Source organism: Mesorhizobium sp. CNPSo 4670 (assembly GCF_057784235.1).
The window spans coordinates 388,540-400,416 of the sequence record NZ_JBWJFQ010000004.1 but is presented as its reverse complement, the minus strand read 5'-3'; the positions used below and the strand labels follow the sequence as shown (position 1 = coordinate 400,416).

Here is an 11,877-nt window from a genome sequence, read left to right as displayed (position 1 = left end):
CTAGCGCTCCTGCTTCAGCGCGCTTTCGTGCCAGCGCCTTAGAATGAGATGGGAGATCAGCGACAGCACGAGGAAGATCAGGATGCCGGTGAGCGAGATCAGGAACAGCGCTGCGAACAGCCGCGGCGCGTTGAGCCGATAGCCGGCTTCGATGATGCGTGAGGCAAGCCCCGAAGACTGGCCGGTGGCGCCGGCGACGAACTCGGCCACCACGGCGCCGATTAGCGACAAGCCGCCGGCGATCTTCAACCCGCCCAGGAAATACGGCATCGCCGCCGGCAATCTGAGATAGCGCAACTGCTGCCAGCGCGTCGCGCCATTGAGCTTGAACATGTCGCGCAGGTTGCGGTCGACCGAGTTGAGGCCGAGCGTGGTGTTGGACAGGATCGGAAAGAAGGCGACGATCCAGGCGCAGAGCAGAAGCTTCGTCGTCTGGTTGTCGACATAGATGTTGATCAGCGGAAAGATCGCCACGATCGGTGTCACCTGCAGAACGATGGCGAACGGGAAGAACGACATCTCGACCCATTTCGATTGCGCGAACAGCACCGCCAGTCCGACACCACCGATGACGGCCAAGGCCAGGCTGAGGAAGGTGATGCGCAAGGTCACCAGCAGCGCGGAAAACAGCAGGCCGGCATCGTTGTAGAGCGTCCACAGCACCACGCCGGGGCGCGGCAGGATGTATTGCGGGATCTCATTCCACACGCAAATGCGATCCCATAGCCAGATCGCCAGGATCATGATCGCCAGCGGCAACACCCAGCGACCAATCCCTTCGAGCCGCTCCTGGCGCACGCGGCGCGCTTCCTCGGGGTCCAGTTTGAGGACGCCCTCGTCAATGGCCGTCATGATGCGTGCCTGCTGTTGAATTGATGGCCTTGACCAACACGTCGGAGGCCTGCCGGCACAACGCCGCATAGTCGGGCGAGGTGCGAAACGCCTCGTCGCGCGGATAGGCTGCCTCGATTGCGAGTTCGTCGAACACCCTGCCCGGCCGCGCCGCCATGACGACGACACGGTTGGAGAGAAACACGCTTTCGAAGACGCTGTGGGTGACGAAGACGACGGTGAAGCGCTCGTCCTGCCACAACTCCAGAAGATCGTTGTTGAGCTTGAAGCGGGTGATCTCGTCGAGCGCGGCGAACGGCTCGTCCATCAACAGCACACGCGGTTTCGTCACCATGGCGCGCGCGATCGAGACGCGCATCTTCATGCCGCCGGACAGTTCGCGCGGCACTGCGTCTTCGAAGCCGGTCAGGTGAACCCGCGCCAACATTTCCGTCACCGCCGGCGCCGCCTTGGCGCGGGAAACGCCTTTCAGCCTGAGCGGCAGCCAGACATTGTCGAAGACGCTGGCCCAGGGCAGCAGCGTCGGCTCCTGGAAGACGAAGCCGATGTTCGAGCGGTCAAGCGAGCCGCCGCCGCGCCAGTCGAGCACGCCGGAGGTCGGCGTCGACAGGCCGGCGATCAGCCGTAGCGCCGTCGACTTGCCGCAACCGGACGGTCCGAGCAGGCTGAGGAAATCGCCTTCCCGGATCGTCAGATCGACATCGCTGAGCGCCGTCACGCCGTTGGAAAAGACCTTGCCAACGCCACGCAGCGCCAGCAATGTCGGAGCGACATCCGACGCGCTCGCTGGCGCTTGCGCCACATTCTCCTGCATCATGCCGGAACGGCCTACTTCTTCAGCTCGAGCCCGACGCCCTTGTTGACGAAGGTCAGCGTGTAGGCCTTCTTGATGTCGATGCCGGCTGGCGTGACCTTGGCCTTGACCATCTTGTCGTAGAAGCTCTGGATGCGCGCGTCAGTCATGGCGCCGATGCCGAGTTTTTCGGTGTCGCCTGAATCGGCAAGGCCGAACTTCTTCATCTGCTCGATCGAGAAGGCAATCTGCTCGTCGCTCATGTCAGGATTGTCTTTCTTGATCATGTCGTTGGCGGCCTTGTTGTCGCCGTAGAGATATTTGTACCAGCCCTTGGCCGAGCCATCGACGAAGCATTGGACCACCTCCGGCTTCTTGTCGATCGTGTCCTGCATCACTTCGATCGTCGTCGAGTAGGTATCCCAGCCATAGTCGGCAAGCAGGAACTGGTTCGGTACGAAGCCGCCTTCCTTCTTGACCGCGAACGGCTCGGAGGTGACATAGCCCTGCTGGATCGACTTCTTGTTGGCGAGGAACGGGGCGGTGTTGTAGGTGTAGGGCGCGCGCTTGGCGGCATCGAAGCCGAGTTCGATGACCATCCATTGGAAGAAGGTCTGCACGCCCTCGTCGCCCAATATATACTGGTCGGCGTTCTTCAGATCCTCCCATTTGTCGAGCCCCTCGCCGGGGTGGGACATGATGACCTGCGGGTCCTTCTGGAAATCCGCCGCCACCACGCGCATCGGAATGCCTTGCTGGACGGCATCGAACGCCGACAGCAGATTGCCGCCCATGTAGAAATCGATCTTGCCGGCAAGCAGCATCGGCCGGCCGCTGACCTGCGGACCGCCCTGCATGATGGTTACGTCGAGGCCGCAGGCGGCGTAGGTGCCGTCAGCCACCGCCTGATAATATCCGCCATGTTCCGGCTCGGCCAACCAGTTGGTGCCGAAGGTGACTTTTTCATTCGCTGCGGCACCGAGCGTGCTGGCCGCAAGCAGGGCCACCACCGCCACCGAGATCTTCTGTTTTCCGTACATTAACATCACCCTTTGTTTGCTCCGGCACGCCACGCGCCAGGCTCGACACCAGAGATTCAAGAAGCAAGACACATGCCACCGGCGTCTTGCGCCGGGACCGCCCGCTTGCACCACAGCCATCTGCGAAAGCCGGACGGGTCATGCTGCACCAGAGGCATCGTGCCTATTTTTTGAACGCCTGTCCACAATCGCCCCAGCGACATGCACCGCCATCTTGAAGGTATGGTGCGTCCGGTCTTAGGTTGCCGACGAACCGGAGATTGCCATGTTCAAGTTCCTTACACCGAAGTCGATCAAGCCGCCCTTTGCCCGCTACAGCCACGGCGTCGAGGTGCCGGCCGGCAAGCGGCTGGTGCTGTGCTCGGGCCAGGTCGCCATCACGGCGGACGACCAGATACCCGAAGATGCCAGCGCGCAGGCCGAACTCTGCTTCCGCAACATCGCGGCAGTGCTCGGAGAGGCCGGTCTGGGGCTGCAGGATATCGTCCGCATCAACGCCTACGTCACCGACCGCGCACATCTGCGGCCCTATATGGATGTCCGCGACCGGCTGTTTTCCAGCCCGGCGCCAGCCTCGACGCTGATGATCGTCACCGGTTTCGCCCGGCCTGAATTCAAGGTCGAGGTCGAGGCCATCGCGGCTGGGTGATCGACAGGCCGCGCTTGCCGCGCTAGGTCTGACCTATTATCGAAGAGGCGTAACATGACCGTTGCAAAAAGACGCGTGTGGTGGGGCGACTACCGCACGACCGAATACGCCTCGATCGACCCGGAGGCAACGATCGCAGTGCTGCCGCTGGCGGCGATCGAGCAGCATGGTCCGCATCTGCCGGTCTCGACCGACACTGCGATCATGAACGGCATGCTCGACACGGTGATTGCCCGCCTGCCCGACGATCTCGACATCCGCATCCTGCCGGTGCAGGCGGTGGGCAAGTCGAACGAGCATCTTCACGCACCGGGCACTCTCAGCCTGCCGGCAACGACGCTGGTCGAGGCCTGGACCGAACTTGGCCTGTCGATCGCACGGGCCGGCGTGCGCAAACTGATCGTCGTCAATTCGCATGGCGGCAATGAAGAGATCATGGGCATCGTCACGCGCGAACTGCGTGTGCGCGAAAAAATTCTGGCGGTGAAAACCAGCTGGCAGCGCTTTGGCCGCCCGGCCGGCATGTACACCGAGCTCGAGGACCGCCATGGCATCCATGGCGGCGATGTCGAGACGTCGTTGATGCTGCATTTCCGGCCGGATCTCGTCGACATGGGCAAGGCCGACAATTTCGTTTCCAGTGTCGCGAGGGCCGAAAAGGAATTTTCGCTGCTGCGCCACACCGGCACCCATGCCTTTGCCTGGATCGCCAGCGATCTCAACCCGAATGGCGTGGTCGGCGACGCCAGCATCGCCACGGCCGAGAAAGGCCGGCTGACATCAGAACATCAGGCCGACGGTTTCATCAGCCTGCTGCGCGATGTGCGTAAGGCAAAGCTTGCCGACTGGCTGAGATAGCACTTCCGTCGCAGGGCAGGTCACCTGAATATCAACATGTCCTAGATGTCGATCTTCAGCGCAAAGGGCGTTCCCTCAAAGGCGTCGGCGCCGCGCCCGATAGCCTGGATCGCCTCGATCATGCGGCCATTGCGGTGGAGCAGCACATCGGCCACCGCAATCAGCCGCGGGTTGGGCGTCGCCGATGGAGACAGCGCCCGCAGCGTCTGCGCCAGTTCGGCTTCGTCGCGCTTCGGCGCCAATGCCGCGGCGATGATGTAGGCGGAAGCGGTCGAGCGGCTGATGCCGGCATAGCAATGCACGACCATCGGCTTTGCCCGGTCCCATCGGCGCGCGAAATCAAGCAGGTTGCGGACATGCTCCTCGCCCGGCATGGTCATGCCGTCCTGCGCCACCGCGATGTCGTGCATGACCAGATGCAGATGGTTTTCCCGGGCGATCGAGGCCGGGCGCACAACGTCGGTTCCGGCGGCGAGCAGCGACAGCATGCGGTCGGCGCCGGTCCTTGCCACCGTTTCCTCGACCTTTGCCAGCGAACAGACATGGATCATCGTTTCGAACCCTTCGAACGATCCTCGCGCCGTGACGCCCATTCGGCAAGAGCGGATTCGAGCCGCTGCCATTCCTCCGGACTCCCCGGCAGGCCGGCGCGCAAGACGCCCGGACGATCGGCGAAATGACGCAGCAGGATGCCGCGCTCGCCGAGTTTGGCAAACAGATCGGCGGCGTCGTGCAAGCAGAGATAGCGGAACAATGTGGTGCCGCCCGCGACAGCAGCGCCGAAGCGGCCGAACAGCACATCAAGCCGTGCCGATGCCTCCGCAAGCGATGCCCGCATCGCGTCCTGCCACTCAAGGTCGGCAAGCGCGCGAATGCCGTATTCCAGCGCCGGGCCGGCGACGGCCCATGGTCCGAATTGCGTGTCCAGCCGGCCGACCGTCACCGCATCGGAAAGCGCAAAACCGAGCCGCAGCCCGGCCAGGCCAAAGAACTTGCCGAATGAGCGCAGCACCACGATGCCGCCCTGACCGACATCGACGCCAAGGCTGTGCTCGTGCGGGCCGACATCCATGAACGCCTCGTCGACCACCAGCAGCCCGTGCTTGGCGCGCAGCCCCGCGGCCAGCGCCAGCAGCCTGTCGCGCTCTATGATGCGCCCATCCGGATTGTTGGGATTGACGATGATGGCAAGGTCGGCTTCCGCCAATACTTCGAAATCGCCGACCTCCGTCACCGCGTGCCCGGCGATCACCGCTGCCCGCGCATGTTCGGCATAAGTCGGACCCAGCACCAGCGCCTTGCCGGGCGCGATCAGCGATGCGACGCGCGGCAACAGGATCTGCGTGCCGGGTGCCGCCGCCACATTGGCTGGCGATGGCGCGCCATAGGCGCTCGCCGCGATCTCGACCAGCTCGCTGGCACGCGCTGCCTCCGGCAGCCGCGACAGGGTGGTGGCGGGCAACTCGAAAAGCGGGTAGGAGTGCGGATTGATACCGGTCGAGAGGTCGACGAAAGGCTGCGGCGCGTTGGGGAAAAGCGCCCTCGCCCGGCCGAGACTTCCACCATGGTCCACCGCCCCATCAAGAAGCTTCATGTCAATCCTGATCGCTTTCCTGTCATTGGCCGCTGAATTCGTCCTGGGTTACCCGGACTGGCTGTTTCGCGCCATCGGCCATCCGGTGACGTGGTTCGGCAGGCTGATATCCTTTCTCGACGGCCGGCTCAACCGCGCCACTGATCCCGACGCGCTGCGTCGCAAGCGTGGTGTCCAGGCGCTGCTGGTCATCGTGCTGGTGCCGGCGGCGATAGGGCTCGGCGTGCAGATCCTGCTCTGGTTCGTTCCCATGGGATTGATCATTTCCGCTCTTCTGGCGACATCGCTTCTGTCGCAGAAGAGCCTCTACGAGCATGTTGAGGCCGTGGCCGACGCGCTCGATACCGGTGGCCTTGCTCTTGGACGCATCGCCGTCTCGCGCATCGTCGGCCGCGATCCCGAATCGCTGGACCGGGCCGGTGTCAGCCGCGCGGCGATCGAGAGCCTGGCCGAGAATTTTTCCGACGGCATCGTTGCTCCCGCCTTCTGGACCGGCGTCGGCGGGCTGGCAGGAGGCGCTGCCTACAAGGCAGCCAACACCGCCGATTCGATGATCGGCCACCGCACCCCGCGCCACCAAGCGTTCGGTTGGGCGGCGGCGCGCTTCGACGATTGGATCAACCTGCCGGCATCGCGGCTGACGGCGCTGTTGATCGTGCTGGCCGCATTCCTCGTCAGGGGTGCTGATGCGAAAAACGCCTGGCAGTCTGTGTGGCGCGACGCGAAAAAACACCGCTCGCCCAATGCCGGCTGGCCGGAAGCGGCGATGGCCGGCGCGCTCGGCCTGGCGCTCGCCGGGCCGCGCAGCTATGGCGGCGTGCTGGTCGACGATCTCTTCATGGGCGAAGGTGGCCGCCGCGAGGCCGACAGCATCGACATCAGGCAGGCGCTGAAACTCTATCGTGTCGCCGATTATCTGCTGATCGCGCTGTTCGGTTTGGTCTTGGCAATCGTCATCGTCGCGTGATCGGGCCTGCTGGTTAAGGCTATCAGAACTCGATGCCTTGCTGCGCCTTCACGCCCGCGGAAAAATGGTGCTTGGTCACGCCCATTTCGGTGACGAGATCGGCCGCCTCGATCATTGCCGGCTTGGCGTTGCGGCCGGTGACGACGACGTGCAGGCCCTCGCGCCGCACCTTCAGCGCCGCAACCACTTTGTCGAGATCGAGATAATCGTAGCGCAGCGCGATGTTCAGTTCGTCGAGCACCAGCAGGCTGATCGATGGATCGGCCATCAGTTCGAGCACTTTGGCCCATGCGGCTTCGGCCGCCGCGATGTCGCGCTTCAGATCCTGGGTTTCCCAGGTGAACCCCTCGCCCATGGCGTGCCAGACGACGCGGTCGCCAAAGGCGGCGAAGGCATCCTTCTCGCCGGTGTGCCATTTGCCCTTGATGAACTGGACGACGCCGACACGCTTGCCGTAGCCGAGCATCCGCAGCGCCAGACCAAAAGCGGCGGTGGTCTTACCCTTGCCCGGCCCGGTGTTGACGATCAGCAGCCCCTTCTCGATCGTCTTGGCCGCCACCTCGGCATCCTGCACTGCCTTGCGCTTGGCCATCTTGGCGCGGTGGCGTTCCTCATCCCGGTCGTCAATGGTCTTGTCGTCGATATCGGTCATTTCATTTCACCTTGAGCGGCAGCCCCGCCACCATCAGCAGCACCGTATCGGCGACAGCGGCCACCTGCTGGTTGAGCCGGCCGCCGGCATCGCGAAAACGGCGCGCCAGTGCGTTGTCCGGCACGATGCCTTGGCCGACTTCATTGGACACGACGAACCAGGGCCCGCGCGGCCGCGACAGCACGTCCGCCAGCCGACGGCACTCAAGGTCGAGGTCGTGTTCGGCCAGCATATGATTGGTCAGCCACAGTGTCAGGCAGTCGACAAGCACCGGCTGATCGTCCGGCAAAGCCTCGAGCGTGCCGGCGAGATCGAGCGGTGCGTCGATGGTCGCCCAGCCCTCGCCGCGCCGCGAGCGGTGCAACGCGATACGCTCACGCATTTCGTCATCATAGGCTTGCGCCGTGGCGATATAGGTCCATGGCGAGGGTAGAACCGTCGCCAGGGTTTCGGCATGCGCGCTCTTGCCGGAGCGCGCACCGCCGATGATGAAGGTCAGCTTGCTGCGATCAGGCAAAGCTGTCGCGCAGGCTGGTCGCGGTGCCGGTGAAGCGGCCGCGCACCACGCCGACGACGGCGCCGAGCACCAGCCAGAACACCAGGTTGGTCACCGTAACCGCCACCACGAACTGGTGGTGCAGGCCTTCCGGGATCGGCGTCTCGAAACTGTCGGGCTGCGGTGCGCCGACGACATGCGGCGCGACGATCAGCAGGACAGCAAGGATCGCAAGCGGCAGCGACTTGCGGAACGCGATCAGGCCGAGACCCGCCGCGGTCGCCACCACGGTTGCCCACCACCAGATCTGGCGCTGCGTGAGATCGGCCGCCGGCATGGCGGGCAATTCCGGTGGCAGGCCGAGGCCAGGTGCCAGCGTGAACACGGCAAAGCCGGCCAGGCCCCAGAATACGCCCTGGCGCCAATTGCCGATGCCGCCGGCGAATTCGGAAACCGCGACCAGGATCAGCGCAAAACCGATGCCGGTGACGATATTGGCGACAACGCTGAAGGCGAAACGCTCGAAACCGTCGGCCGGCGCCCAGCCTTCGTCTTCCGCGGCCGGAGTGGCTGCTTCCGCCGGCGCCGGGGCGGCGGAGCTCATGGCATTCCCCGCCGGAGCGGCTGTGCTCATGGCGCTGGTATCGGTTGCGGCAGGAGCGGCATGGTCATGATGGTGGCCGCCGCCGGCCTGTTCGTAGACTTCCGCCTTCAGGATCAGCGGCACGGTGGCATAGGCCTGCAGACAGGCGAGAACGACGCCGGCCACGAGCCCTGCGATCGCCGCGATGAACACGACGTTGCGAAACAAGTTCATGATGTCAAATCCTCGTCAGTGGCAGGGAAACGCCATCGAATGGCGATAGTCGTGAGCCGCATTGTGGACCGCATCGATATGCGAGAAGCCGACAAAGCCGACAACGAAGATGCCGAGCAGCGCCACGAGTGCAAGCTGCATGAAGCGCGACTGCGAGGAGACGGAGGCGCCGAGGGAGACGGAAGCGGTAGTCATGTCTTGTCCTTTCACCCTCCACCCGAGGGCATCGAAGTCAGTTTCCTGTCGCCGGCAGGTCTCCTGGCTCGCGGATCAGCGCCCTTCCCCACCTTCCCGAAGAAAAACCTTCAGTGGCATATGGAGAGGACTACCGCACACAGTTGCGGGGGCAGCCACGGCATTGGGCAACCAGTCCGCCCGCACCGCATTCCCTCTTGGCTCCAAAACGGAACCGACGACAAGCGCGACTATAGGGAAAATCGCCGCAACCGGCAAACCAAATTCCGCCGACAACCAGCGCGATTGCGCCATCCAGATAAATCGGGTCTCCGGCACAACAATTGACAATTCCCATGGTCGGGTGTCGGCTGACAAATCCACAGGAAGCCAGCCATGCAGCCCATTGCCAGCGAGCGCGATCCTTACAACGGCCTGACCCGGGCCGAACCGACGCTGCCATCGTCGGCCTATTGGGATGCGGACAGCTATCAGCGCGATCTCGACGTCATCTGGTACAAAAGCTGGTTGCTCGTCTGCCGCGAGGCCGACCTTGCGCAGCCGCTTTCATTCCGCACCTTCCGCGTCGGCACGCAGGAAATCGTCATGCTCCGCGACGAAACCGGCGAACTGCGCGCCTTCCACAACACGTGCCGCCATCGCGGCTCGCAGCTTTGCCAGGAAAGCGAAGGCCGGCTGAAGGCACGGCTCATCACCTGCCCCTACCATGCCTGGTCCTATTCGCTGCGCGGCGACCTCGTTCGCGTGCCGTCGAAGTCGCTGCCGGAAGGCTTCGACAAGGCAAATCATCCGCTCTATCGCGTGGCGCTCTCGGTGTGGCGCGGTTTTGTCTTCGTCAATCTGCAAGAGGACGCCGCCGGCTCGGCGCAAACCTCCTTCGATCCAGCGTCCGGCAGTCTCGCCAACTGGCCGCTGGAAACGCTTGTTACCGGCCATGTGCTGCGCAAGGTGATGAACTGCAACTGGAAGATCTTTTGGGAAAACTTCAACGAGTGCCTGCATTGTCCGGGCGTCCACAAGGACCTGTCGCGGCTGGTGCCGATCTATGGCCGCGGCCTGATGGGTCGCCATGACGATCCCGAATGGTCCCGCCACGCCGACAATGACGCGCCGGAGTTTTCCGGCGGCCTGCGTGCCGGCGCGCAGACCTGGTCGCGCGATGGCCAGGCGCATGGGCCGATCTTTGCCAGCCTCACATCAGCCGAACGCGCCGCCGGCCAGACCTACGCCACCAACCTGCCGTCGATGTTCATCGTCGGGCATGTCGACTATGTCAGGACCGTGCGGCTGGTGCCGCTCGGCCCCGAGCAGACCGAGCTTGTCGCCGAATGGCTGTTTGCGCCGGAGGCGCTTGATGCAACCGATATCGACAACATCGTCGCCTTCGGCAAACAGGTGCTGGAGGAGGATGCAGGGATCTGCGAGGTCAACCAGAAAGGCTTGCGCTCGAGGCGCCATGCGGCCGGCGTGCTGATGCCCGAGGAGTACGACCTGCACCGCTTCCACAACTGGATCCGCGAACGGCACGCAGCAGCTACCCCCAACCCGTGAAGATCACAGCGATTTCGGCAGGTATCGCCAGGTCACGAAGCCGCAAAACGCCGCCAGCAGGCCGAGCGTGACGAACACCGACCCCAGTCCGAAGAACGCCAGCACGACCGAATAGACCAGCGGCGGCGTCAGTTCGGAAAAGTCGAGATAGGTGCGATAGACCGCCGCCATCTGCGACCTTTCATAGGATCGCACCGAGCGCATGAAGGCGGTCGAGCCCAGTGCATCGAGCGCGATGGTGAAGAAAGCGCCGCAGAGCAGGAGGGCGCCGGTGAGCAGCGGCCCGGTTTCGCCGACCGCACCCGCCGCCAGCAGCATGGCCGACATGGCGAAATAGGCAAATGTCATGGTTCGGCGGCCACCGAAGCGCTTTCCTGCCTTGCCCCAGAAGATGGCCATGAACAGCAACGCATTGCCGGCCGAAACCAAAAGACCGCCGGCCAGCTTGCCCTCGCCGGTGATGACCATGAACAGCGGCCCATAGACGAAGAACGTCGTCCAGAAACAGGAGCGGCCGAAGGCGATCAGCCAGGCCAGCCGCAACCTGGGCTGGGCGAGGAAGCGGCCGATATTGGCGAGCGGATTGGCCGGCCGCGTCTTGCCTGGGCGGATCGATGGGTTGTCGCCCAGGCGGTAGGTCCAGAACAGCGCCAGCAAGGCCAGCGCGAACACCGCCACCGCACCATGCGCGGCGTAGATGCCGAAGCGCGTGTAGAGGAAGATGCCGAGCGTCGGCCCGCCGGTCCAGGCCAACATCGACCACGCCATGCGCAGTGATTCGGCCTGCATGAAATCGGTCTTGCGGATGTGGTCCATGATGTAGAGGTTGAGCGTGATCGACAGCGCGCTGGCGCCCATCACGCGGCACAGCATGCCGGCCAATTGTCCGGCAAGCGTATGGGTGACGAAGAACAGCGAGCCGATGGCCAGCAGGCAGGCACCTGCCGTGTAGACCCAGCGCCGGGCAAAGCGTCGGATCAGCATCGGCATGAACAGCGTTACCGACAGGCCGAGCATCGCCACGATGGTGTAGAGGATCGAGACGATCTGCTCGTTATGCAGGATCTCGTAGGCCTGTATCGGGATGACGCTCGACACCGTGGCGCGGGCGAATGATTCGACCGCATAGAGCGAAGCGAAGGTGCGCGCGTCGGCCGGCCGCAAAGCCGGTAGCCAGATCGGATGGCGCACATGGGTGGACATTGCTTCCCCAAAGCAGAATCAGCGGGTCAAATCTGCCGTGGTGATTCCTGCACGGGTAACAGGAAACCGACGCCTATCCAGCAAAAGCGAAGTCGGCCAAAGGCTTTCCGGCACTGGCCTAAAGCGGCGCCTGATCCATCTTCTGCAGCGCACCCTATACCCGAAGCTGCCGGCCTTCTTTTGTCCGGGGCAACCGTGATAGTCGTCTTG

The 11,877-nt window shown here is 63.8% G+C and carries 14 protein-coding genes and 1 riboswitch; of the genes, 4 read left to right on the top strand and 10 right to left on the bottom strand.

Annotation, left to right across the window (positions count from 1 at the left end):
- Genes AC0ZT5_RS10585 through AC0ZT5_RS10575 form a run of 3 tightly spaced genes read right to left on the bottom strand, consistent with a single transcriptional unit; the run spans position 1 to position 2,685 of the window.
- Complete coding sequence (locus AC0ZT5_RS10585) at positions 1-852, bottom strand: ABC transporter permease (RefSeq protein ID WP_488496406.1); 852 nt, start codon at positions 850-852, stop codon at positions 1-3.
- Positions 839-1,669 carry an ABC transporter ATP-binding protein gene (locus tag AC0ZT5_RS10580; protein WP_488496405.1) on the bottom strand — a complete coding sequence of 277 codons (831 nt, stop codon included), beginning with the start codon at positions 1,667-1,669 and terminating at the stop codon, positions 839-841. The genes AC0ZT5_RS10585 and AC0ZT5_RS10580 overlap by 14 nt, the downstream gene beginning before the upstream one ends.
- A gap of 11 nt (positions 1,670-1,680) precedes the next feature.
- The gene (locus tag AC0ZT5_RS10575) at positions 1,681-2,685 is read right to left on the bottom strand and encodes an ABC transporter substrate-binding protein (protein WP_095087295.1); all 1,005 of its coding nucleotides are present in this window, start codon (positions 2,683-2,685) and stop codon (positions 1,681-1,683) included.
- A 265-nt stretch (positions 2,686-2,950) separates the two neighbouring features.
- On the opposite strand from AC0ZT5_RS10575, the gene AC0ZT5_RS10570 reads away from it, so the two are divergent.
- A complete protein-coding gene (locus tag AC0ZT5_RS10570; RefSeq protein WP_488496404.1) occupies positions 2,951-3,334 on the top strand; it encodes a RidA family protein in 384 nt (127 codons plus the stop codon).
- 54 nt (positions 3,335-3,388) lie between these two features.
- Positions 3,389-4,192, top strand: coding sequence for a creatininase family protein (locus AC0ZT5_RS10565; RefSeq protein ID WP_488496403.1), 804 nt, complete (start codon positions 3,389-3,391; stop codon positions 4,190-4,192).
- A gap of 41 nt (positions 4,193-4,233) precedes the next feature.
- On the opposite strand, the gene AC0ZT5_RS10560 is transcribed toward AC0ZT5_RS10565, so the two are convergent.
- Together AC0ZT5_RS10560 and cobD are read right to left on the bottom strand one after the other, a co-directional pair.
- Positions 4,234-4,743 (bottom strand): tyrosine phosphatase family protein, encoded by a 510-nt coding sequence (locus AC0ZT5_RS10560; RefSeq protein ID WP_488496402.1) that lies wholly within the window; start codon positions 4,741-4,743, stop codon positions 4,234-4,236.
- The gene (cobD, locus tag AC0ZT5_RS10555) at positions 4,740-5,786 is read right to left on the bottom strand and encodes a threonine-phosphate decarboxylase CobD (RefSeq protein ID WP_488496401.1); all 1,047 of its coding nucleotides are present in this window, start codon (positions 5,784-5,786) and stop codon (positions 4,740-4,742) included. The genes AC0ZT5_RS10560 and cobD overlap by 4 nt, the downstream gene beginning before the upstream one ends.
- On the opposite strand from cobD, the gene cbiB reads away from it, so the two are divergent.
- On the top strand, positions 5,785-6,753 hold the full coding sequence (gene cbiB, locus AC0ZT5_RS10550) for an adenosylcobinamide-phosphate synthase CbiB (RefSeq protein WP_488496400.1): 969 nt from the start codon (positions 5,785-5,787) through the stop codon (positions 6,751-6,753). The two genes, cobD and cbiB, sit on opposite strands and share 2 nt — an antisense overlap.
- A gap of 22 nt (positions 6,754-6,775) precedes the next feature.
- On the opposite strand, the gene cobO is transcribed toward cbiB, so the two are convergent.
- Genes cobO through AC0ZT5_RS10530 form a run of 4 tightly spaced genes read right to left on the bottom strand, consistent with a single transcriptional unit; the run spans position 6,776 to position 8,913 of the window.
- A complete protein-coding gene (gene cobO, locus AC0ZT5_RS10545) occupies positions 6,776-7,405 on the bottom strand; it encodes a cob(I)yrinic acid a,c-diamide adenosyltransferase (RefSeq protein WP_488496399.1) in 630 nt (209 codons plus the stop codon).
- Position 7,406: 1 nt separating this feature from the next.
- Positions 7,407-7,922, bottom strand: a complete 516-nt coding sequence (cobU, locus tag AC0ZT5_RS10540; RefSeq protein ID WP_488496398.1) for a bifunctional adenosylcobinamide kinase/adenosylcobinamide-phosphate guanylyltransferase — start codon at positions 7,920-7,922, stop codon at positions 7,407-7,409.
- Positions 7,915-8,718, bottom strand: coding sequence for a CbtA family protein (locus AC0ZT5_RS10535; RefSeq protein ID WP_488496397.1), 804 nt, complete (start codon positions 8,716-8,718; stop codon positions 7,915-7,917). The genes cobU and AC0ZT5_RS10535 overlap by 8 nt, the downstream gene beginning before the upstream one ends.
- 15 nt (positions 8,719-8,733) lie before the next feature.
- Positions 8,734-8,913 (bottom strand): CbtB domain-containing protein, encoded by a 180-nt coding sequence (locus AC0ZT5_RS10530; RefSeq protein ID WP_095087280.1) that lies wholly within the window; start codon positions 8,911-8,913, stop codon positions 8,734-8,736.
- A gap of 36 nt (positions 8,914-8,949) precedes the next feature.
- Positions 8,950-9,147, bottom strand: a riboswitch (cobalamin riboswitch).
- Positions 9,148-9,288: 141 nt separating this feature from the next.
- Between AC0ZT5_RS10530 and AC0ZT5_RS10525 the strand changes: the two genes are divergently transcribed.
- The gene (locus AC0ZT5_RS10525; RefSeq protein ID WP_488496396.1) at positions 9,289-10,464 is read left to right on the top strand and encodes an aromatic ring-hydroxylating oxygenase subunit alpha; all 1,176 of its coding nucleotides are present in this window, start codon (positions 9,289-9,291) and stop codon (positions 10,462-10,464) included.
- Between the two features lie 3 nt (positions 10,465-10,467).
- Here the strand turns inward: AC0ZT5_RS10525 and AC0ZT5_RS10520 are convergent, their stop codons facing one another.
- Entirely contained in the window at positions 10,468-11,667 is a 1,200-nt protein-coding gene (locus tag AC0ZT5_RS10520) for an MFS transporter (RefSeq protein WP_488496395.1), read from the bottom strand.
- Between the last annotated feature and the right edge of the window lie 210 nt (positions 11,668-11,877).